This window comes from Lentzea sp. HUAS12 (assembly GCF_024125735.1).
In the GTDB taxonomy this organism is placed as follows: domain Bacteria; phylum Actinomycetota; class Actinomycetes; order Mycobacteriales; family Pseudonocardiaceae; genus Lentzea; species Lentzea albida.
The window spans coordinates 5,747,838-5,770,338 of record NZ_CP099738.1; the positions used below are offsets into that span (position 1 = coordinate 5,747,838).

Here is a 22,501-nt window from a genome sequence, read left to right on the forward strand (position 1 = left end):
CGGGGGCGGCGACCCTGCCTCCAGCGTGCTCAAGCATCCCTTTTGTCGTCAATGGTCTGGGCCAATTCTTTGTTCGGGACCGGCTCGAAAGCAGCCTTCCGGGCCGCCCGGCGCAGCGTCCGGAGCAGCACGGGCGCCGTCACCGCGACGAGAACGGCGGTCGTGACGGCCCGCATCAGGTCCCAGCCGAGCGAGGTGGCCAGCGTGAACGCGGCCAGCCGCACGAGGTTCGTGCCCGGTGAGGAGTTCGGGTCGAAGCTGACGGACGTGCCCTCGCCGACCGCGAACGGCCAGAACGACAGGTTGAGCAGGAACCCGTAGACGAGCGAGCTCACGACGCCGTAGCTCGCGAGCAGCGCGATCTCGGCCCGGCCGCGCCACTGCGGCAGCAGCCCGGCGCCCAGGGCGACCCAGGCCGCGCCGAGCATCTGGAACGGCAACCACGGCCCGACCCCGCCGGTCAGCAGGGCCGAGGCGAACAACGTGGTGTTGCCCAGCACGAACCCGAAGCCCGGCCCGAACACGCGGCCGCCGAGCACCATCAGGAAGAAGACGGTCTCGATGCCGGCGGTGCCCGGACCGAGCGGGCGGATCGCGGCGCCGAGCGCGGACAGCACGCCGAGCATCGCGATCGCCTTGGAGTCCATGCCCTTGTCGCTGAGCTCGGCGAGCACGACCGCGAGCACCAGTGGCAGGAGGAGTGCGAACGTCCAGGGCGCGTCGCCGCCCCGGGCGATGTCACTCGACGGTGCGATGACCAGCGGCCAGGTGAACGCGGCCAGCCCGATCACCCCGGAGAGCGTCAGCGCGACCGCCGAGCGCCTCCTGATCGCGATCACAGTGCCGCCTCGACGTCCGCGACCGTCAGCCACGGTCCGAGGACCTTGCTGACCTGCGGGGCGAAGATCGGCGACGACGTGACGACCTCGCGCGCCGGACCGTCCGCGACGACCTCGCCCTCGGCCATCACGACGACGCGGGTGGCGTACTCGGCGACGAACTCGACGTCGTGCGTGGCCAGGACCGTCGTGGTGGGGAGGTCGTGGAGGACCTTCGCCAGCGCCTCCTTGGCCGGGTGGTCGAGGCCGCGCGTGGGTTCGTCGAGCAGCAGGACGTCGGGTGTGCCGGTCAGCATCACCGCGAGCACCAGCGCGAGCTTCTGGCCTTCGGACAGGTCGCGCGGGTGGGCCTGCGGTTCCAGGGAGACCAGGCCGTCGAGGAGTGCGCGGCACGTTCCGGCGGGTCTGCCCGTCTCGGTGTCGGCCTGGGCGCACTCCTCCGCGACCGTTTCGAGGTAGAGCAGGTCGGAGGGTTGCTGGGGCACGAGCGCGACGGTTCGGCGTCGTTCGGCGGGCTTCAGCGCCTTCGGGTCGGTGCCGCCGACCGCGACGGTGCCGGACGTGCGCTTGCCGCTGCCCTGCACCGCCCACAGCAGCGACGACTTGCCGGAACCGTTGCGTCCCATGAGCGCGATCCGCTCGCCCTTGCCCGCGGTGAGCGAGACTCCGCGCACGGCCTGGACTTCTCCGTACCGGACGACGACATCGCGTGCTTCGAGGACGGGTTCCGCCTTCCGGACGGGCTCGGTCGCGGGTTCGGGCAGGCGGGCGCGCAGGGAGGCGGCCTGGCGGCGGGCGTCGCGGACCGAGACCGGCACCGGGGTCCAGCCCGCGAGCCGGGCGAGCCGGACGACCGGTGGCGCGACCGGTGACCTGGTGAGGACCTCGCCGACCTCGCCGAGTTCTCCCTGCGGCAACAGGAGAGCGCGGTCGGCGTACTGCGCCACGCGTTCGAGGCGGTGCTCGGCGATCACGACGGTCATGCCGAGGTCGTGCACGAGCCGTTGCACGGCGGCGAGAACGTCCTCGGCGGCGCCGGGGTCGAGGGCGGAGGTGGGTTCGTCGAGGACGAGGACCCTCGGATGCGCGGTGAGGGCGGCGCCGATCGCGACCCGTTGCTGCTGGCCGCCGCTGAGTGTCGCGAGTGGACGGTCGCGGAGCGCGGCCAGGCCGAGCAGGTCCAGGGTCTCCTCGACGCGCTTGCGCATGACGTCGTTCGGCAGGCCGAGCGACTCCATCGAGTAGGCGAGCTCGTCCTCGACGTTGTCCGCGACGAAGCCGGCCAGCGGGTCCTGGCCGACGAATCCGACGACGTCGGCCAGTTCGCGGGGCGGGTGCGTGGCGGTGTCGCGGCCGTCGACCAGCACGCGCCCGGCGAGCGTGCCGCCGCTGAAGTGCGGGACCAGGCCGTTGATCGCGCGCAGGAAGGTCGACTTGCCGGAGCCGGTGCGGCCGACGACCAGGCAGAGCTCGCCCTCGGGAATCTCCAGGGAGAGGTGCGCGAGCACGGGCCGCTCGGCGTAGGTGATGGTGACGTCCTCGAACCTGATCATCGTTCCCTCACGAGTCCCACCGGTGCCAGGGCCAGCAGCACCCCGATCGCCGGAACCAGCGGCAGTTCCGGCGCCTGCAACGGCACCGTCGACGGCGACAACGCCGGATCGGCCGAGAACACCAGCACCACCGCCCCGGCCACCCCGCTCACCGCCACCGCGATCGCCGTGGGCGTCCACCGGTCCGGCCGGTACCGCGTGCGCGGCACCCGGCGCGCCCCGACCTTGAGCCCCGCGACCGCCAGCACTCCTCCGACCGCGAGCAACGGCCAGCCGGTGTACGCACCGGCGAGCAACCCGTAGGTGCCGATGCAGATCCCGGCCAACCCGGCCAGCACCAACGCCCCGGTCCACGCCCGGTCCCGGCGCGAGATCCCGGCCGTGCGCCCGTACCCCCGCGAGTCCATCGAGGCGGCCAGCACCAGCGACCGGTCGAGCGCGTCCTCCAGCACCGGCACCAGCATCGTGCGGATCGCGCGCGGCCCCTTCGCCGTGTCGCCGCGCAACTGCCTCGCCCTGCGCACCGACCGCGCGGACGCGACCAGCTGCGGCGCCACGGTCAGCGCGACCACGACGGCCACGCTCACCTCGTACAGCGCGGCCGGGAGCGACCGGAGAAGGCGCTTGGGGTTCGCGAGGGCGTTGGCGGCGCCGACACAACTGAGGATCGTCGCGAGCAACAGACCTTGGTACAGCGCGAAAACCATGCCTTCGGCCGTGACCGGGCCGCCGACGCGGATGCCCTGGGCCCAGTCGGGGAGCGGGACCTGCGGCAGGGTGAAGAGCACGGTCGGGCCCGTGACGCCGCCGAGCAACGCGTGCACGAGCACCCGGAGACCGATGACCAGCAGGCCGAACTTGAGGAAGACGCCGTAGGTGCCGGCCCACGGTGTGGTGGCCCGGCACGTCACGACGACCACGCCCGCGACGGCGAGGACCAGGCCCAGCAGCAACGGGTTCGTGGTGCGGCTGGCGGCGGTGGCGAGGCCGAGGGCCCACAGCCACCACGCGCCGGAGTGCAGCCTCACGCCCGCGTCACCTGAGGTCGCGTGACTCGGGGCTTCACTCGTCTTCCACCGCACGGCGCCGACGTGCCACGAGCAACCCCGCCACCACCAGTGCCGCGATCACCAGCACTGCCAACAGCGTCCACACCCACCCGAGGCCCGGCTTCTCCTCCACCTGCCGCGACTTCTCCGCGACAGCCGGAGCCGACGTCTCCCCCGCCGCCACCGACGACACCTCCGCTGACGAAGCCGGAACAACGGACGACGGCGCCGCGACCGAGGACGACGACGGTGGAGGCGCCGTGGTCGTCTGCGCGGGCGGTTGCTGGGCAGGCGGTTGCTGGGCGGGCGGCTGCGGGGCAGGAGGCTGCCGCACCGGCGGTTGCGGCGGCGCGGGCGCGGCCGGTGGTGCGATGCCGGGCTGTTCGCCGGCGCCGAACGACCACCCCTGCACGGTGCCGCGCGCCGGGACGTAAGTCGCCGCGCCCTGGTTGCTGTACGTCCACGCGCCGCCAGCCGGAGCGTGCCAGTACGACCAGTACGCGGTGGCGGGTGAGGCGCTGACGCACTTGTCGGCGTCGGTGCCCGGCCTGCCGTTGATGCGGCAGACGAAACCGGCCTGCCGCGAGGCGTAGGTGTAGCCGAAACCCGCCGCCGTCAGGGCCGCGACACCGGAGGACGGGCTGCCGGGTGCGCAGCCCTGCTGGACCCCTCCGCCCAGGCCGCGGTAGTCGACGACGACGGTGACGCCGTCACAGCCCGCGGCCGACGCCGGCACCGGCACGAACGCGGCCACCAGTGCCAGCGCGACGAAGAGCCTCCTCACGGAGTGGCCGCCGGGGCGACGCCCGCGCCGAACGCCCAGCCCTCGACCGAGCCGGGAGCGGGGTCGTAACCGCTCGCGCCCGAGGTGCTGTAGGACCAGGTGCCACCGGGGCTCGCGTGCCAGTACGACCAGTACGCGCTGGTCGTGGGCACGGTGCACGGGTTCGGGAGCGCGTTGATGCGGCACACGAAACCGGGCTGGCGCGGCACGAACGAGTACGTGAAGCCGGCGCCGGTCAGAGCGGTGAGGCCCGTGGCGGGGTCACCGGCGGCGCACCCGGTCTGGACGCCTCCGCCCAGCGAACCGAAGTCCACGACGACCTCGACACCCGCGCACGAGGCCGCGGAGGCCGGTGAGGTGGCGGCGAACGACCCCGCGACCAGCGCGAGGACAGCGAGCAGACGGCGCATCACGCACCACCCTTCCGGCGACGGGAGACGAGGACGAGGGCGGCACCGGCGAGCACCGCGAAGGAACCGAACAGGCTCAGCGGCACGGCCTGCTCCGGTCCGGTGGCGGCGAGCGGAGGGTCGGCCGGGGTCTCGGGGCCGGCCGGAGCGGGCACCGTCGGTTCGGGCGACGGAGACGGCGACGACGAGGTCGGAGGCGCGGTGGTGCAGTCGATCGCGGGCACACCGGCCGTGGCGGACGCCGCGGACACGTCGGCGAGGCTCACGCGGGCCAAGCCCAGGATCGCCTGCGTGGTGGCGCGGATCGCCGGGTACTGCTGGTAGCCCGTGGCGTCGTAGGCGACCGCCCCGCGCTGCGCTTCCGGTCCGGAACACCCGACCTGCACCGACTTCAGGTAAGCGACGGCCCTGTCCGCCTCGGCGGCACGACCGCCCGCGACGAGCGCGCCGACCGCGAGACCCGTGCTGTTCGAGTTCGACCCGGCCGTCGCCGACGGGAACCCGCCGTCCGCCTTCTGCTGCGCCGCGAGCCACTGCACGGCCTTGGGAGCAGCGGTCTTCTCCCCCGCTGTCAGCAACGCCTGCAACACCATGGCCGTTCCGTCTACATCGGACTGACAGGTCGCCTGCCCGAACGCGATCGGGAAGCCTCCGTCCGGGCACTGCGTGGACACCTGGTACGCCACCGCCTTCCCGGTCGGCAGCCCGGCGCGCTTCAGCACGATGATCGCCAGCGCCTGCGTGAACGCGTTGGTCTGCTCCGCGGCGGGATCGGCGGTGCCGTCGCGGAACCGCCCCGACTCCTCCTGCAACGGCGCGAGCCGCTCCAGCAGGTCGGCTCCGGCGAACGCGTGCGGGTCGGTGCCGAGCGTCTGCGCGACCAGCGCGAGCTTCACCAGGCCACCGACGTACGACTCGGTCTCACCGTCCCCGATCAGGAACGACAGCTGGTCCGGCTGGGCGAGCCAAGCAGCGGCCTTGACCGCCGTCGACTTGCCGACCCCCGCGGCCGCCAGCGCGTAGACGCCGTCCGCGGTCAGCCCGGGATCGACGATGCCGGGACCTTGCAGCAGGTGGTCCCCGTCGGCGAACTGGGCGGCGAGCCACGTCCCCGCCGACGGCGGTTCGGCCGCCTGTGCCTGCGGTGTCACCACGAGCGCTGTCGCCATCACGGCGACCAACGCGGATCTCCTGATCACTGCGCCTCCCTGCCCCGCTGTCCTCGACGGGTCGATGGAGCTACCGCGCGCCACGGGCAATCGGACTATCACCGTTGCGGGTCAGTGCCGGAGTTGCACCGGCTTCCCCCGCGGCGTGCGGATGCTGTTGTCAACCCAGGATCGTGCGGGAGGGATCGATTCGAGTCAAATGGCTGTGAGCTGGGCCATCCACCGGCAGAATCGGCGGCATGGGGGATTTCGAAGAGCTGGTCCGCACCGCCGCGCCCTCGGTCGAGGCGCTGATCCCGGCTGAACCGGCGGCCGAACTGGGCCGGCACACCGTGCGCAGGAGCCCGGACCGCTTCTCCGGCGGATCGGTCGCGCAGCAGGCGCTGCACCTGTTTCCCGGGCTGATCGCGGAACGGCTGCTGGGCGCGCTGGAACTGGGTGTCGCCCGGCTGGACCTGACCGCGCCCGCCCACGTCGTCGCGCGCCTGCGGCCGCTGCCGGACGGCAGCAGCTTCATGTTGCTGTCGGCGAACGGGCAGAGCGCGATGACGACACCGATGAGCATGGTGAACGCGGTGCACCCCGGCGCCGCAGACCTCGTCGTCGACCAGGTGCGCGCACTGCTCCCGGACCTCGGCGACGTCACGGGCGACGAGGCGGCCATCGCCGCGAAACGCGGCGCCGCGCACCTCGCGGTGGCGGTGGTCGTGTCGAGGGCCGTGCTGAACGCGCTGGGCACGCCGACCGCGGCGGATCCGGCCGCCGCCATCGGGATCGCGATCGGCGCGATCGCCGAGGTCCTGCCGGACGTCCCGATGCCGGCCGCGTACGAGCAGGCGGTGCTGGAGAAGCGGCGCGCCGAGTACAGGGGCTCCTCCTGGAGCACGACCGTCCCGGTGTTCGACCACGAGTTCGTGTTCGCGGAGGAGGCGGCCTTCCCCGGCACGGACTTCACGGCGACCGGGCTCGTCGCCGCGATCGACACCGGGTTCGCCGTGCGCACCGGGATCGCGGAGGGCACCGTTCCGGTGTCGGTGCGGGTGGTGCTCGACGAGCCGGGAGAGCCGGACCTCGCCGACTGGGACGAGGTGGCCGAGACGAGCTTCGCCGCTCGCAGGGGCGACGCTCGGTTCGGGCACGGCGGGATGCCGCCCTGGCCGGGCGAGTTCCGCGTCCGTGTTCACGCGCACGGCCGCGACGGGGACGACGACGAGAGCCACCACCTGTTGATCTGGCCCGCGCCGCACGCGGAACCGCTGGTGCACAAGAAGACCGACCGGGTCGGCCACCGCCTGCGCGGGGAACCGGAGCCCGCCCGCGCGGCAGCTCCGGAGGCCGCGCTGAGGTGGCTGCCGGCCCTGCTCGGTGCGGCGGCGACCGTCACGGTGGTCACCGGTGTGGCCGACGTCGACGGCTTCGGGCCGGACGCGATCACCGCCGAGGTCGACGGCGGCGTGGTCGTGCTGGAGCTCGACGGCTTCGCCGGTACCGAACGCGCGGTGCTGGAACGCCTGTCCCGCAACGGGAGGGCCGCCAGCCACTTCTGGAACGGCAACGGCGACAGGTGCCTGTCGTTCGCGAGGGCCGGTCGCGTCCTCGTCTCCCGGGAACCCTGGGAGCACACGAACTTCGGCGACGACCCGGAGGTCGTCGCCGCCCTCGCCGGACTCGACTTCGATGCGTGGCGGCACAAGGAGGCCAAGGGTGTCACGGCGGTGACCCGCTTCACCGGCGTCGTGCTCCCCCAGGACGACCTCACCGCCGTGATCCGCGAGAGGGTCAGTAGGTGGGAAGGCTGAGGCTGTTCACGACCTCGGCGAACTCGTCGGTGGGCGCGCCCCCGTTGGCCTGGTTCTTCAGCGCCATGTCCTGGTTCGCGAGCACGTAAGGGCGCAGGATCTCCTCGTAGCGCCGGAAAGCCGTCGAGGGGTCCTTCGCCAGCTCTCCGGCAAGCACGTACGCGCCGACCAGCGCCATGCTGGTGCCCTGCCCGGACAACGGCGAGCCGCAGTAGCCGGCGTCGCCGAGCAGCACGACGGTGCCGCGGGACCAGGAGTCCATCCGGATCTGGCTCATCGAGTCCATGTGGAAGTCCGGTGCCTCCCACATGTGCTTCACGGCGGTCGGCCACACCCAGCCGGCGCCCTCGAACTTCTCGGCGATCAACCGGCGCTGCGCGTCCACGTCGCGGTGGTCGAAGTCGACCTCGCCCGTGAAACCCATGTAGACGCGGCACTCCGTGTTCGACCGGGCGCTCATGATCCCGCCGCCGATGACGTCGCCCTGCTGGAACGTCTGCCAGTGGTCGAGGCCGAGGAAGTTCGGCGCGGTGAAGACGGCGAGGTTCGTGCCGAGGTGCGAGACGAACCGCGACTCGGGCCCGAACACGAGCCTGCGGACCTGGGAGTGCAGGCCGTCCGCGCCGACGACCACGTCGAAGTCGCGCGGTGGCGCCTTCTCGAACGTGACGCGGGTGCCGTCGATCGAGGTGATGGTGTCGTCGAAGAGGTACTCGACGCCCTCGGCCGCGTCGAACAGCATGCGGGCGAGGTCGTCGCGCAGCAGTTCGACGTCGGGGCTCGACAGGTCGCCGCCGCTCACGGTGTGGGTGGTGGAGCGGAAGAGTTCGGTGCCGTCGGCGTCGACCACGTTCATGCCGCGCATGTTCGTGCTGGACGACCGCAGCCGGTCGCCGAGACCCATTCGCTCGACGACCTCCAGCGCGGGTCCGCGGACGTCGATGGCCTGGCCGCCGGGTCGCAGACCGCGGTGGCGCTCGACCACCGTGACGTGGAAGCCGTGGTGGCGCAGCCAGTACGCGAGGGCGGGGCCGCCGATGCTGGCGCCGGAGATCAGGACGTTCTTCACGGTGTTCCCCCTGTGGGTCGGTGGTGCCCACAAGGTGCCGACCGGCGCTGACCACCGGCTGACCGGACGCGGTCAGCGCCGGACAGCGATCCGGTACGCCGAGGTGCCGAGGCCGGAGGGCCCCTGCTGGAACGAGGGGACCTCCGCGGTTTCGGTGTAGCGGCTGGTCTCCTCGTGCCAGTGCACGATGCCGGCGATCCAGTCCTTCAGCTCGTCGGCGTACCGGGTCAGGCCGGCGCGCGCCCCGGCATCGAGTGCCAGGTCCTCGAAGAGCTTCGGCAGATCGGTCTCGACCGACTCGACGAACTGGCCGAGGCGGGCGTCCATCAACGCGTAAGTGATCTCGAAGGCGCGTTTCTGGGGCACGCCGAGGAAGTTCTCGACGACGCGCACCATGTTGTGCACCTCGCCCTCGTGCTGGATCTCCTTGCGGTACGAGAAGACGTCGTTGAGCATCGTGCAGTAGTCCATGGCCGAACGCTCCATCGTCTGCAAGACCCGCGTTTCCCACAGCTCCGGCGGGACGGTGGCGGAGTGCGAGAAGCGCGAGAGCGACGTCGTCAGCTCGGAGCCGAACGTGCTGCGCCGCATCTCCACGTAGTCGATCGGGTCGGGGATGCGGTTGTGGTGCATGTTGACCACCTCCCACACCCACGCGTCGAGCATCGCGTCGATCGTGTCCCGGAACGTCGCCCGGAACGCGGGCGTCATGGGTGCCGCGGTGCGCCCCCACAGGTCGGCCAGCGAGAGCTCCATGGCGTTGGCGGGGAGCAGGGTCTGCACGAGGTCGAGCGGCATGCACGCCTTGAGCCGGGCCGTCTGCGTCTTCAGGCCGAGCAGGTTGCGGGTCTGGCCGAACCACAACGGGTAGACGTCGTCGGCGTAGGTGCCCCAGGTGAGCCAGCAGCCGGACAGGAACAGCTCTTCCGGCGTCGCGTCCGGGTCGATGCCGGCCGAGCACAGCGGGAAGTCGAACCCGCGCACCTTCCCCGCGTCCCAGACGCCCTCGCTCGTCATGCCGTGCTCGACGGCCCACGCGACGCACTCGTCCCTGGCCTGGTCGACGTGCGGGCTCAGGGTCAGCGCGAACGGCGTCGTGAACTCCGGCAGCACGTACGGCTCGACGACCTTCGGCGTGCTGGAGAACTGCCGGATCCGTTGCGGCATCGTCTTGGCGTACGAGCCGAGGATCCCCGGTCGCGGCTTCGGGGCCTGCTTGCTGTACCGCGACGACCGCAGGTGCCACTCGTGCCCGCCCGCCTGCCAGTCCTGCAGGCCCTTCACGTAGCCCAGGACGGCCGCGCGCCCGATGGGGTCGATCGCGTGCTCGTCCAGCAGGATCGGCACCTCGGTGAGCGCCGTGTGCTCGAACTGGTGCAGCCGCGAGGTCAGCAGGTCGTTGACGGCCTCGGCGGCCTGCTGGGTCGGGAGGCCAAGGAACTTCTCGAACACCAGCACGCCGTTGGACAGCTCGCCCTCGTCGAGCACCTCGCGTTCGTAGGAGAACAGGTCGTTGCGCAGGTGCACGGCGTCGCTGAAGGTGTCCCTGAGCACCCCGACGGGCCTGCTGGACGCGATGCCCGCCGGCATCTCCAGGCCGACGGCGTGCTCGACGAGGTTCGCGCTCCACGGCGCGCCCCCGACCTTGCGGCGCATCTCGACGTACTCGATGGGGTTGGACAGCCTGTTGGAGCTGATGTTGTGCAGCTCCCACATCGACTCGTCCAGCAGGTGCTTCGTGTTGGCGGCGAACCGTTCGCGCCAGTCGCGTGAATGCGCCGGGACGGTGCGGCGCCAGAGGTCGGCGAGACCTTTCTCGACCGGGTTGGCGGGGGTTTCCCTGATGACGCCGTTGAGGGGCATGAAGAGCGGGAGGCGGCCGAGGTGGGCCTGCGCGCCCTCGATGTCCGGGTTCCGCTTGTACAGCTCGACGAAGTGGTCGTCGAAGTAGAAGACCCACACGTACCAGTCGGTGACGAGGTCGAGCGCCTCACCGTCGCAGTCGGGGTGGGTGTAGGCGCAGAGCAACCCGTAGTCGTGCGACTCCAGGTCCTCGGCGGTCCAGACCCCGGTGCCGATCATGTCCATCTCGTGCGCCCAGGCGCGGCTGTGGACGCGGGCGCGGTCGAGGTTCGGGTTCAGCCGGGCCGGGTGGGGCGTGTAGAACTCCGGCAGCTGGAACGGCATGTGCGTTGGACCTCCGCGCGTCGGGCTGGACGCACTGCACGCAACCAGCCCGGCACGCGCGAACGCCAGATGGTGGCACCGTGATCCACACGAGCGTGGCGTGGTGTCGCCCGTTCAGCCCAGCGAGGTCGCGGAGGGCGATACTCAGCGCACCAGCGACTGGGCGCTGAGCTTCACCGGGAACGGGAATTGCAGCTCGATGATCTCCTCGCCGTCGGAACGGGCCTGTTCGACGTAGACGCCGTTTTCCAGGTGCAGGCACCGCAACCACGGGGCGTCGTAATCGATCATCCAGTAGTTCTCGCAACCGACTTCCTGGAACTTCGCCCGCTTGAGTTCGAGGTCCACGTGCCGCGTGCGCGGCGAAAGGACCTCGACCGCCAGCACCGGCGGTCCGATGAGCGCCTGTTTCGAGAACTGCTCCCGCCGCCCCACGACCAGGTCGGGGATGAACACCGTGTCGTCGGCGAGCACGACGTCGACCGGAGCCGGGAGGACCTCGAGCTCCGGTGGGCAGGCAGCGGTCAGCGCCACCAGCAGGCGGGCGACCACGCGCTGGTGCACGGGGCGGGGTGAGGGGCTCATGACCAGCACCCCGTCGACGAGTTCGAAACGGTGCCCGTCATCAGGCATCGCCTCCAGGTCCGCCCACGTCAGCGGTCTGCCGTGGGGAAACGTCGGGACACCACCCATGGTGCGTTCCACCCCCTGGTCGAGGCCACCGTCCGCCGGACGGATCCCGGCGATGCCATTAGACAAGACTGGTCCGGTTCGCACGACTCGCAAGCCCCTTTTGGCCGACCCCACACCACTGCACGCACACCACTCCGTCAACACCGTCCCGCAGGGTGAGCGGTGACTGGTCCTGCCGTGGACGGCACCACCCGGACGGAGCAGCGAGATGGTTTCAATCGAACAAGTGGCTAATTTTTGATCAATTTTCGGGCGATTTTCGGTAACGCACCCCGCCCCGCCAATTGTCCGCGAATGCGACCCTAACGGAATCTTACGAGCGCGCCAAGCACTCCGTTGGAGCAATACCTCACGAGTACCTCACACTGCGGTGATCAAAACACGTCCCGACGCATTCCGATGAATCCGTGTGATCGCGGTGGGGACGGCGTGGGGACGGGCTCGCACACCCTCGGTGGCATCACCACCGAGGGGAGCCAGGGGATGCGCAGGACGTCGGACAGGATCGGTCAGTGGGTGGCCTTCGCCTTGGTGGCGGCGGCCGTGATCACGGTGGTGGCGCTGGGGATTGCGCTTTAGCGAGCGTGTCCCTGGCGACGGCGAGGATCCGGGGCTGGTGGCCGCGCTCTGCGGCCTCCACCGCCCGCTCCGCGTACCGGACGGCCGCCTCCCGCTCACCCAGTTCCAGGTGCGCAGCCGCGAACTGCTGGAACACGCGTTCATCGCTCCACCAGCGGCGCACCCTCTCGAGCTCCTGGAACCGCCTCAGGTAGCGGATCGACTCGGCAGGACGGCCACCCGTCAGGGCGTCGAGCGACAACGACATCAACAGCGTCATCTGCCCGACGTGGTCGCGAACCTCCTTCATCGCAGCCAGCACGGCTTCGTCGTCGGGCAGGTTCATGTACTCCCGGCACAGCCTCGCGACGTCGCGCGCCATCGCGCCCGCGGCGGCGAGGTGGCCCATTTCGTAGCGCCATCGGGCGAAGTCGGACAGGGCGAGCGCTTCACCCCGCCGGTCACCGCACTCCCGGTAGCACGCGAGCGACCGTTCCATGCAGTCGAGGCATTCCTCGTCCTGGTAGGCGTCGAAGTGCGCGTGGGCGATGTTGTTCAGCGTCACCCCGAACTCGCGGACGTCACCGCGCGCCTGCACCAGCGCGGCCGCTTCCCACATGTGCGCGAGGGCTTGCTCGTTCTGCCCCAGCTCCGCGTGGTTGATGCCGATGTTGTGCAACGCGACGGCGATCCCGCTGGGCGCGCCGGCTTCGCGCATGAGCTCGAGACCGCGTTGGAAGTGCTCCATCGACGTGTCGTAGTCGCGCCGTTCGCGCGCGATCATGCCGAGGAAACCCAGCGTGGAGGCCTCGCCTCGCAGATCACCGATCTGCCGCATGAGGGCGAGTGCTTCCCGCAGGTGTTCCTCGGCCTTCGGGTTGCCGTCGTCCATGTACGCCGCCCCCAGGCCGCGCAACGCTTCCGCGCGGGCCTTCAGGTCACCGAGCGCGTGCGCGGCCGCGAGCGCGACGCTCTGCACCTCGACTCGTTCCCTGCCCGATCCGTGCAACCACAGGTAGTGCGCGAAGTTGCTCGGCAACTGCCAGGCGTGCTGGTAATGCCCTTCGTACGCGGCCAGGTACACGGCGACCTTGAGGTTGCGCCGTTCCGCCTCCTGCCACGCCAACGCCTGCACCGGTGTGGCGAACACCGGTGGATCGACGGGGTCGTGGGTGATCGCGGACGCGAACTTCGGGCGGCCGGGGGCGATTTTGCGGGCGGAGTCCTCCGCGCCGCGCAGGTAGAAGTCGAGGATCCGGGTGATCGTCTCGCCTCTCTCCTCCGGCTCGACGCACGCCTTCGCCTGGTCCGCCAGCAGGTCGTGGAACCGGTAGCGCCCGTTCTCCTTCTGCTGCACCAGGTGCGCGTCGAGCAGCTCGTCCAGCAGCCGTTCGGCCTCGGCGCGGGTCGTGCCGATCACCGCCGCCGCCAGGTGGGCGTCCCAGTCCTCCCCCGTGTGCAGTCCCAGCAACCGGAACAGCCGCTGCTGCTCGGCGGTGAGTTGCTGGTAGGACAACGCGAACGCGCCCGCGACGCTGCGTTCGCCCGCGGTCAGTTCGACGAGGCGCTGCTCGCTCAGGCGGCGGACCAGGTCCTGCGCGGACCACGCCGGCCTGGTGCGCCAGCGGGCGCCGACGATCCGCACGGCGAGCGGGAGGTAGCCGCAGAGCCGCACGACCTCCCGGCAGTCCTCGCCGGTCCTGCGGGCGATGCTCGCCAGCAGCTTCAGCGAGTCCTCTTCGGACAGCACGTCCAGCGAGATGGTGTGGGCGGCGTCCAGGTCCACCAGGCGGCGCCTGCTGGTGACGAGCACGAGACCGGTGCCCGGCAGGAGTGGGCGGACCTGGGCGGCGCTGCCCGCGTTGTCGAGGACCACGAGTGCCTTGCGGTGCGCCATTTCCGCGCGCCACCGGGCGGCGCGGGCGTCCAGGCCGTCCGGGATGCTCTGCGCGGGCACGCCGAGGGCCGTGAGCAACGCCATCAGGGCGTCCGACGGGGTGCGCGGCTCGACGCCCGCCGTGTACGAGTGCAGGTCCACGAAGAGCTGTGCGTCGGGGAAACGGCCTGCCAGGCGGTGGGCGGCGCGGACGGCGATGGTCGTCTTGCCGATGCCCGCCATGCCGTCGATCGCGGTGATCGCGACGCACCCGGACGGCACGGCGGCGAGGATCTCGTCCAGGTCCTCGGTGCGGCCCGCGAAGTCGGCGATGTCGCCCGGGAGGTCGTTGCGGGCGCGCGGTCTGTTGTCGGCCGTGAGCACCTGCTGGTGGGCTCGTTGCAGGTCCCGGCCGGGGTCCAGGCCGAGTTCGTCGGCGAGGCGGCCGCGGATGTCGTCGTACGCCTGCAACGCCTCGGTCTGCCGGTCGCAGCGGTGCAGCGCCACGACCAGCTGGGCCCACAGCCGTTCCCGGACGGGGTGCTGACGGGTGAGCGACCGCAGTTCGGGCACCAGCTGTTCGTGGCCGCCGCGCGCGAGGTCGGCCTCGATCCGGGCTTCCAGCGCCGTCAGGTACTTCTCGGTCAGCGCGGGCACGTGGTCGCGTTCCAGGGCGTCGCTGCCGATGTCGGCGAACGGGCGCCCGCGCCACAACGCGAGTGCCTCACGGGGTTCCAGGTGGTCGAACCGGTGGACGTCGACCTCGTCGGGCCGCACGTCCAGCAGGTATCCGCCGGGCCTGGAGAGCACCAGCGAGGGCAGCACCTCGCGCAGGCGGCCGACCGCGGTCTGCAACGCGTTGCGCGAACCACCGGCCAGTTCGACCAGCTCGTCGACCGGAACGACCTGACCCGGCCGCAGCAGCAACGCGGCGAGCACCACGCGCCGCTTGCCCGGCGGGACGTGGACCCGGCGCCCGTCGAGCACCACCTCCAGCGGCCCGAGCAGGCCGAACGACCTCACGTCCACTGACCCCAGTGCACGACCTCGTCGAACGCCTTGCGCTTGCGCCGCAGCGGCGAGGCGCCCTCGGAGATGCCCTCCTCCGCCGGGTGCCCGATCGCGATCATGCCGATCGGCACGTACGCGTCCGGCACGCCGAAGGCCGCACGCAGCTCCGGCCAGGTCTCCTTGTCCGTGCCGAAGAAGACGGCACCCAGACCCTCGTCGACGGCCGTCTGCAGGATCAGCAGCGCGGCCATGCCGGTGTCGACGTCCCAGTACGGCACCGGCCAGCGCTCCTCGTCGCCGAGCGAGGTCCAGGCCTTGTCCTCCTGGGAGTAGCGCTCGAGGTAGACGGACTTGGCCGAGAACGGGATGACGACGACGGGCGCCGTCTTCGGGTCCTCCCCGGCCCACCACTCGAACATCTCGCGCAGCCGCTGCAGCTGCTCACCCTGCAGCACCAGGAACCCCTGGCCCTGCGAGAACCCCGCCGACGGACCGCGCACGGCGTTGCGCATGATCCGCTGGATGCTCTCGTCGCTGACCGGCTCGTCGGTGAACTTGCGCACCATCCGCCGGCGACGGACCACGTCCTGGAACTCCACGGCTACCCCCAGTCGTCTCGACTCGACCGTAGCGCAGGGGTCAGAGCCGGCGCAGGCCCGCCAGCACGCGTTCGAGCAGCATCCCGTCCGGCCGGTCGCCGCCGTAGGACGACGCCGTGCGGTGCACGTCGATCAGCCCGTGCCCGGCCATGTCGCCGAGCAGCACCTTGGTGACGCCCAGCGGCAGCCCGCGCAGGGCGGCGATCTCCGCCACCGAACGGGGCTGTGCGCACAGCGCCAGCACGTCCTGGTGTTCCGGGCGCACGGCCGTGGCCGAGAACTCGTTGACCGAGACCAGGGTCTCGATCTCCAGGTGCACGTCGGAGGTGGTGCGGCCGCCGGTCCACGCGTAGGCGCGCACGATCGACGACGAGTCGTAGCCCGACTCGACCGACGGCAGCGGCGGGATCTCGTCGAACGGGAGGGTCGCGTACGGGTCCGGCTCCGGCGGCGGTTCCGGCGCGCGCTGGGCCTTCTTCTTGCCGCGCTTGCGGATCCGCTCGCTGTCGAAGCTGAACCCGCTCATCAGGTCACCGAAGTTGACCTGATCGTCCGGTTCCCCGCTCACAGGAGCTCAGCCCTCAGCTCGGGAGTGAGCAGCTGGCCCACCTGGCGGACGACGACCGTCATCTCGTAGGCGACCTGCGCGACGTCGGCGGTCGAGGACGCCAGCACCGCGAGGACCGAGCCGTCGCTGATCGAGGACAGCAGCATGACGCCCTTGTCCATCTGCACGACCGTGCGGACGACCGCCTCACCGGCGAAGCACTGCGACGCCGACTCGGCGAGCGAGACCACTCCGGCCACGATCGCCGCGAACTGCGGCGCGACGTGCGCCGGCAGCTTCGACGTCGAGATCAACACCAGGCCGTCCGCGGAGATCACCACGGCGTGCTCGAGACCGGGCGTGCGTTCGGCGAAGTTGGTGACCAGCCAGCCGAACTGGTCCACCTGCGTGCTCATCGACTCTCCTGGTTTTCGGGAAGGCCGCGCTGCACACCGCGCTGGAAGGCGTTGAGGAAACCTCGAGCGGCTTCTGGCGTCTGGCGTGCGGGTGCGGGGGGAGGCGGCGGTGCGGCGGCGGGCGTCGTCTGCTGGAACCACGAGGTCTGCTGCCGTTCGATCGCCTCCCCTCGGAAAGACTCCCAGGACTCTTCCCGCCGTGGTGCCAGTTCGGCCGGAACCAACACGATCGCGCGAGTCCCCTTGCCTTGTTTCGCGTCCAGACGTACCACGATCTGGTGGCTCGCGGCGAGCCTTCCGACGACGAAGAGACCCATCTCCCGGAAGACCTGCACGTCCACGCCCTCGCCCGCGGCCTCGAGGCGTTGGTTCACCGCGGCGAGCGCCTCGGGGTCGATGCCGATGCCGTTGTCGACGACGTCGATCTGGACGATGCCGCCCGCCTCGATCGACGCGCTGATCGAGACCTGGGTGTGCGGCGGCGAGAACGCCGTCGCGTTGTCGAGGAGCTCGGCGAGCAGGCGGACCAGGTCGCTCGCCACGTAGCCGACGACCTCGGCGTTGGGTGCCGTGTGCACCATGACCCGCTGGTACTGCTCGATCTCCGCGGCCGCCGCGCGCAGCACGTCGGTGAGCGGGATCGGCTTGTGGAACCGCCGGGCCACGTCGCCGCCGGAGAGCACCATCAGGTTCTCGTTGTTGCGGCGCATGCGGGTGGCGAGGTGGTCGAGCTTGAAGAGGTTCGCCAGCTGGTCCGGGTCCTCCTCGTACTTCTCCAGCTCCTCCATCAGCTTGAGCTGGCGTTCGACGAGGCTCTGGCTGCGGCGCGAGAGGTTCACGAAGATGTTGCGCATGTTCGCGCGCATCGCGGCCTGCTCGATCACCGACTTCACGGCCTGCTTGTGCACCTCGTCGAACGCGCGCGCCACCTCGCCGAGTTCCTCGGTCGTGTCCACGGGCACGGGCTCGATCTTCGTGTTGCCGCGTCCGGTGGCGACCATCTCGGGGAGCTTGTTCCACGCCACGTCGAGAGCGGACCTGCGCAGCGTGTTCAGCGAACGCAGCAGGTAGCGGCCCACGCCGAAGCCGATGGTGGCCGCGAGGATCAGGGTGGCGAACAGGATGACGGACGCCGTGCCGGCCTGGTCGCTGGTCTCGTCGCGCAGCCGGTTCGCGGTGCTGAGCAGGTCGTCCTGCATGCCCTGCACGACGCTGTCCATCGACTTGCCGACCGCGCCGGAGGCACCGCTCCAGTCCGCCGCCGAGATCGGCAGCGGGGTGGGCCTGGTGCCGGCGCCCGGACCGTCGGAGGTCGGGTGCAGCATCGCGGCGGCGAGCATCTTGCGGTGCGCCTCGATGTCCGGCCCGTTGAACTTCGACGTCCAGTAGGTGGTCATCTGCTCGGGCGTCGCGAGAGCGGCGAACTGGTCGGCGATGTAGCCGAGCTTGACGTTCGACTCGAGCAGCGCGCGCACCTCGGCGCTGGTCAGCTGGCCGCGTTCGAGCCCGGCCAGCACGATCGACTGCTGGTTCATCACCTCTTCCTGCACGTGCAGGGCGTGGTGCATGCCCATCGCCGTGCGGGAGAGCGCGATGTCGCTGAACTCGCCGGCGAGGACCTCGTCCACGGCGAGCATCGACTCGGTGACGGCGGTGTACCCCGCGAGCGCGGCCGGCACGTCGCCCGCCTGCTCGCGCAACCGCGGCAGGCTGCCGATCTTCGCCGTCACGTCGGCCACCCTGGCCGACATGACGTCGCTGAACACGGTCTGGCCGATCTGGCCGCGCAGTCCCTCCAGCGCTCGTTCGGTGCGGCGCGACCGGTCGGTGAGCGACTCGGCGCCCGATCCCTCGGCGATGGCCCGCCGCTCTCCCTGCACCCCCTCGATCACGGGGACGAGGGAGGCGCGGACCTTCACCAGCCGCTGGAACTCCGCGTAGGAGTCGGCCCGGTCGATGTAGGACATGATCTGCAGAACGCCGACGCCCGTCGCGATGATGACCGGAACGATCAACACCGCGGCGAGCTTCACCGGCAGGCGCCAGTTGCGCCAGTTGACGAGCGCGTTGAACATCAGACGAAGAGCTTGGCCGCGTTCAGGAAGAGCCGGTACAGGCCGTAGGCGAGCGGCAGGCCCACCCACAGCCACGCTCCGATCAGCAACAACGTGCTCGATCGGTTCTCCTGGGGTGAGCTCACTTCTTCACCGCGCCTTCCGCGTCCTGCTTCTCGGCCGACTCGGCGGCGTCCGCAGCTTCTGCTTCGTTCCACTTGGCGACCGCGTCCTCGTCCTGCGCGGGCGAGGGCTGCGCGGTCCCGGCCGCGGGTTCGTGGAACTTCGGGTTGACCGGGCGGATCAACTCGTTCGCGACGAAACCGACGACCAGCAGCGAGATCATGATGTAGAACGACGTGGCGTACAAGTCAGGACCGGTGTGTCCCGCCTTCTTGCCCGCGTCCGCGATGGCGTTGACGATCAGCGGCCCGAGGACGCCGGCCACGGACCACGCCGTGAGCAGGCGGCCGTGGATCGCGCCGACCTGGTAGGTGCCGAACAGGTCCCGCAGGTAGGCCGGGACGGTCGCGAAGCCCGCGCCGTAGAACGACAGGATCACCATCGCCGCGATCACGAACAGCGGGGTGCTGGTCGAGCCGACGGTCAGCAGCACCAGGTAGAGCAGGGCGCCGACGCCGAGGTAGAGGCGGTAGATGTTCTTGCGGCCCACGATGTCCGAAGTGGACGACCAGATGAAGCGGCCCGCCATGTTCGCGGCGGAGAGCAGCGCGACGAAACCGGTGGCGGCGGTCGCGGCGACCGGCGTCGAGGACTCCTTGAAGAAGTCGACCAGCATCGGGGCGGCCTTCTCCAGGATGCCGATGCCCGCGGTGACGTTGAAGCACAGCACGACCCACAGCAGCCAGAACTGCGGCGTCTTGATCGCGTTGTTGGCGGAGACGTTGAACGCGACGGTCGCCTTCGGCCTGTCCTTGAGCAGCGCTTCCTTCTCCGCCGTGAACTCCTTGGAGGGCAGGCGGATCAGCAGGACGCCGAGGCTCATGAAGACCGCGTAGGCGATGCCGTGCACGAGGAAGGCCTGGCCGATGCCCGTCGTCGTGGAGCCGAACGCCGTCAGCATCGAGGTCGACCACGGCGACGCGATCAGCGCACCGCCGCCGAAGCCCATGATCGCGATGCCGGTGGCCATGCCCGGCCGGTCGGGGAACCACTTGATCAGGGTGGAGACCGGCGAGATGTAGCCGATGCCGAGGCCGATGCCGCCGACCAGGCCGTAGCCGAGCACGACGACCCAGTACTGGCCGGCCCAGACGCCGAGCGCCGAGATCAGCAGACCGGAGCAGAAGGCGATCGTGGACATCAGCATGGCCCAGCGCGGGCCCCTGCGCTCCACCGTCGTGCCCAGCACGGCGGCGGACAGCCCGAGCATCACGATGCCGAGCTGGAACGGGAGTGCGGACTGCGTTCCCGTGATGCCAAGCGATTTCTCCAGGGGCGTCTTGAAGACGCTCCAGGCGTACGCCTGACCAATGGAGAGATGAATCGCCAGAGCCGCAGGCGGAACGAGCCAGCGGTTCCATCCGGGAGGCGCGACTTGGCGTTCGCGCGCTAAGAACCCCACTTTATCCCCAACCGTCACCAATAACGTGGACCGACCGGATCCTAGGCCAGGTGCACACGTGCGACAACGGTCTTGAGGAAGCCTTCAGGTGTTGCACGTCTCGCAACTTCCGCGATCAGCTTGGTACAACCCCCGGTTCGAACCATTTGAGACGAATGAAAAGCCCGGGATCCTGTCCGGTTGTGGTCCGATTCGGGTTCGCGGTTGGTCCGGTTTGGCCCGATTCCGCGCACCACGCGACATTGACTGCACACGTGAGGGCGCTACAGTAGGCGCCGCACACCGAGGGGCAGGGCCACATGACCAAGGCGATGAGGTCGCCTGGCGAAGCGCACCACGAGTACCGGGAAATCCGGGGTTTCGCGTCGTTCGACGACCCCGATGCTTTGTCGTACGTCGATTCCGACGGACGCCCGAACTTCGCGCTGATTCAGCAGACCGACGAATTCCGCGTGTTGCGTCGCCGACTCACGACGTTCATCTTCCCGATGACCGCGCTTTTCCTGGCGTCCTACCTGACCTTCGTACTGCTGTCCGCGTACGCGAAAGACTTCGTCAGCACCAAGGTGATCGGCGTGATCAACCTCGGGATCCTGCTGGGCCTCGGACAGTTTGTGACTTCGATCATCATCACGCTCGGTTATGCCCGTTACGCAAAGCGACGGCTGGACCCGCAGCGGAAATTGCTCGCCGAGATGACAGGCGTCGAGGAGTAAGGCATGCCCACCACCGGCAACCCGGTGCTGAACCTCAGCGTCTTCGCGGTGTTCGTCCTGATCACCCTGTACATCGTCTACCGCTTCAGCAGCCGCAACGTCACGGCGTCGGACTACTACGCCGCGGGCAGCTCGTTCACCGGCGCGCAGAACGGCGTGGCGCTGTCCGGCGACTTCCTGTCCGCCGCGTCGTTCCTCGGCATCTCCGGCGGCATCGCGGCGCACGGCTACGACGGCTTCCTGTACTCGGTCGGCTGGGTCGTCGCGTGGCTCGTCGGCCTGCTGCTGATCGCGGAGGGCCTGCGCAACACCGGCCGCTTCACCGTCGGCGACGTGCTGGCGTTCCGGATGCGGCAGCGCCCGGTCCGCGCGGCCGCGGCGAACGCGACGCTGGTGATCTCGTTCTTCTACATGATCGCGCAGATGGCGGGCGCGGGCGGCCTGATCGCGTTGCTGCTCAACGTGACCTCGAAGTGGGGCCAGGCGGTCCTGATCGCGGTGGTCGGCATGGTCATGGTGCTCTACGTGCTGCTGGGCGGCATGAAGGGCACGACCTGGGTGCAGATCATCAAGGCCGTCCTGCTGCTGCTCTGCGTGACGATGATGAGCATCTTCCTGCTGGGCAAGTTCGGCTTCAGCCTGTCCGGGATCATGCAGCAGGCCACCGAGAACAACCGGCTCGGCGACGCCGTGCTGGATCCCGGCGCCAAGTACGGGTTCAGCTCGACGTCCAAACTGGACTTCGTCTCGCTGGCGCTCTCGCTGGTGCTGGGCATCGCCTCGCTGCCGCACGTGCTGATGCGCTTCTACACCGTGCCGAACGCCTCCGAGGCCCGCCGCTCGGTCGTGTGGGCGACGTGGACGATGGTCATCTTCTACCTGTGCACGCTGGTGATCGGCTTCGGCGCGATGGCGCTGGTGGGCACGGACAAGATCGCCGCCGCACCCGGTGGCGAGAACTCGGCCGCGCCGCTGCTCGCGTTCGAGATCGGTGGCGCGGTGCTGCTCGGCATCGTGTCCGCGGTCGCGTTCGCCACGATCCTCGCCGTCGTCGCCGGCCTGACCCTGGCGGCCTCCGCCTCGTTCGCCCACGACGTCTACGCGAACGTGATCAAGCGCGGCAACGTGGAACCGCGCAGGGAGATCCGCGTCGCCCGGCTGACCGCCGTGGTCGTCGGTTTCCTGTCGATCCTCGGCGGCATCGCGGCGAACGGGCAGAACGTCGCGTTCCTCGTGTCGCTCGCGCTGGCGCTGGCCGCCTCGGCGAACCTGTCGACGATCCTCTACACGATCTTCTGGCGGCGCTTCAACACCATCGGCACGCTGTGGAGCATCTACGGCGGCCTCGGCTCGTGCCTGGTGCTGATCATCTTCTCGCCGGTGATGTCGGGCGCGAAGACGTCGATCTTCCCGGACGTCGACTTCGCGTGGTTCCCGCTCGGCAACCCCGGGCTGGTGTCGATCCCGTTCTCGTTCCTCTGCGGGTTCCTGGCGACGATCTTCTCGAAGCGCGAGCCGGAGATGGACGGCAAGGCCGCGGAGATGGAGGTCCGGGCGATCTCGGGGATCGGTGCCCGGACCTGACGC

18 protein-coding genes, 1 pseudogene and 1 riboswitch are annotated in these 22,501 nt (G+C 70.2%); of the genes and pseudogenes, 3 read left to right on the forward strand and 16 right to left on the reverse strand.

Going from position 1 to position 22,501, the window contains the following annotated elements:
* Window positions 1–29: 29 nt before the first annotated feature.
* Genes ND450_RS26005 through ND450_RS26030 form a run of 6 tightly spaced genes read right to left on the reverse strand, consistent with a single transcriptional unit; the run spans window position 30 to window position 5,834 of the window.
* Window positions 30–872: an ECF transporter S component gene (locus ND450_RS26005; RefSeq protein ID WP_253321254.1), complete on the reverse strand. Its 843-nt coding sequence runs from the start codon at window positions 870–872 to the stop codon at window positions 30–32.
* Complete coding sequence (locus ND450_RS26010; RefSeq protein ID WP_253321255.1) at window positions 836–2,392, reverse strand: ABC transporter ATP-binding protein; 1,557 nt, start codon at window positions 2,390–2,392, stop codon at window positions 836–838. The genes ND450_RS26005 and ND450_RS26010 overlap by 37 nt, the downstream gene beginning before the upstream one ends.
* Window positions 2,389–3,420: an energy-coupling factor transporter transmembrane protein EcfT gene (locus ND450_RS26015; protein WP_253321256.1), complete on the reverse strand. Its 1,032-nt coding sequence runs from the start codon at window positions 3,418–3,420 to the stop codon at window positions 2,389–2,391. The genes ND450_RS26010 and ND450_RS26015 overlap by 4 nt, the downstream gene beginning before the upstream one ends.
* Before the next feature lie 34 nt (window positions 3,421–3,454).
* Window positions 3,455–4,225, reverse strand: a complete 771-nt coding sequence (locus ND450_RS26020; protein ID WP_253321257.1) for a hypothetical protein — start codon at window positions 4,223–4,225, stop codon at window positions 3,455–3,457.
* A complete protein-coding gene (locus ND450_RS26025) occupies window positions 4,222–4,635 on the reverse strand; it encodes a hypothetical protein (RefSeq protein WP_253321258.1) in 414 nt (137 codons plus the stop codon). The genes ND450_RS26020 and ND450_RS26025 overlap by 4 nt, the downstream gene beginning before the upstream one ends.
* A complete protein-coding gene (locus tag ND450_RS26030; protein WP_253321259.1) occupies window positions 4,635–5,834 on the reverse strand; it encodes a prenyltransferase/squalene oxidase repeat-containing protein in 1,200 nt (399 codons plus the stop codon). The genes ND450_RS26025 and ND450_RS26030 overlap by 1 nt, the downstream gene beginning before the upstream one ends.
* Window positions 5,835–5,867: 33 nt before the next feature.
* Window positions 5,868–5,976: riboswitch (cobalamin riboswitch) on the reverse strand.
* Between the two features lie 67 nt (window positions 5,977–6,043).
* Here ND450_RS26030 and ND450_RS26035 point away from each other — a divergent pair.
* Entirely contained in the window at window positions 6,044–7,603 is a 1,560-nt protein-coding gene (locus ND450_RS26035; protein WP_253321260.1) for a DUF6461 domain-containing protein, read from the forward strand.
* Here ND450_RS26035 and ND450_RS26040 read toward each other — a convergent pair.
* From ND450_RS26040 to ND450_RS26080, 10 genes and pseudogenes are all read right to left on the reverse strand, one after another.
* Window positions 7,584–8,672, reverse strand: coding sequence for an FAD-dependent monooxygenase (locus ND450_RS26040; protein WP_253321261.1), 1,089 nt, complete (start codon window positions 8,670–8,672; stop codon window positions 7,584–7,586). The two genes, ND450_RS26035 and ND450_RS26040, sit on opposite strands and share 20 nt — an antisense overlap.
* A 72-nt stretch (window positions 8,673–8,744) precedes the next feature.
* Entirely contained in the window at window positions 8,745–10,859 is a 2,115-nt protein-coding gene (locus ND450_RS26045; protein WP_253321262.1) for a germacradienol/geosmin synthase, read from the reverse strand.
* 144 nt (window positions 10,860–11,003) lie between these two features.
* The gene (locus tag ND450_RS26050; protein WP_371927413.1) at window positions 11,004–11,618 is read right to left on the reverse strand and encodes a Uma2 family endonuclease; all 615 of its coding nucleotides are present in this window, start codon (window positions 11,616–11,618) and stop codon (window positions 11,004–11,006) included.
* Window positions 11,619–12,099: 481 nt separating this feature from the next.
* Window positions 12,100–15,015: a BTAD domain-containing putative transcriptional regulator gene (locus ND450_RS26055; protein WP_253321263.1), complete on the reverse strand. Its 2,916-nt coding sequence runs from the start codon at window positions 15,013–15,015 to the stop codon at window positions 12,100–12,102.
* Window positions 15,006–15,596, reverse strand: coding sequence for a nitroreductase family protein (locus tag ND450_RS26060; RefSeq protein ID WP_253321264.1), 591 nt, complete (start codon window positions 15,594–15,596; stop codon window positions 15,006–15,008). The genes ND450_RS26055 and ND450_RS26060 overlap by 10 nt, the downstream gene beginning before the upstream one ends.
* Window positions 15,597–15,636: 40 nt before the next feature.
* A complete protein-coding gene (locus ND450_RS26065; protein ID WP_245786438.1) occupies window positions 15,637–16,164 on the reverse strand; it encodes a DUF742 domain-containing protein in 528 nt (175 codons plus the stop codon).
* Window positions 16,161–16,559, reverse strand: a complete 399-nt coding sequence (locus ND450_RS26070) for a roadblock/LC7 domain-containing protein (protein ID WP_253321265.1) — start codon at window positions 16,557–16,559, stop codon at window positions 16,161–16,163. The genes ND450_RS26065 and ND450_RS26070 overlap by 4 nt, the downstream gene beginning before the upstream one ends.
* Entirely contained in the window at window positions 16,556–18,634 is a 2,079-nt protein-coding gene (locus tag ND450_RS26075) for a nitrate- and nitrite sensing domain-containing protein (protein WP_253321266.1), read from the reverse strand. Before ND450_RS26075 ends, ND450_RS26070 begins: the two co-directional genes overlap by 4 nt.
* On the reverse strand, window positions 18,634–18,759 hold the full coding sequence (locus ND450_RS45755; protein ID WP_256557306.1) for a hypothetical protein: 126 nt from the start codon (window positions 18,757–18,759) through the stop codon (window positions 18,634–18,636). The genes ND450_RS26075 and ND450_RS45755 overlap by 1 nt, the downstream gene beginning before the upstream one ends.
* Before the next feature lie 122 nt (window positions 18,760–18,881).
* Window positions 18,882–20,198: pseudogene (locus ND450_RS26080) on the reverse strand (OFA family MFS transporter); the annotation flags it as partial.
* A 299-nt stretch (window positions 20,199–20,497) separates the two neighbouring features.
* Between ND450_RS26080 and ND450_RS26085 the strand changes: the two are divergent.
* The gene (locus tag ND450_RS26085; RefSeq protein WP_089921899.1) at window positions 20,498–20,914 is read left to right on the forward strand and encodes a DUF485 domain-containing protein; all 417 of its coding nucleotides are present in this window, start codon (window positions 20,498–20,500) and stop codon (window positions 20,912–20,914) included.
* A 3-nt stretch (window positions 20,915–20,917) separates the two neighbouring features.
* Window positions 20,918–22,498 (forward strand): cation acetate symporter, encoded by a 1,581-nt coding sequence (locus ND450_RS26090; protein WP_253321268.1) that lies wholly within the window; start codon window positions 20,918–20,920, stop codon window positions 22,496–22,498.
* Window positions 22,499–22,501 lie beyond the last annotated feature (3 nt).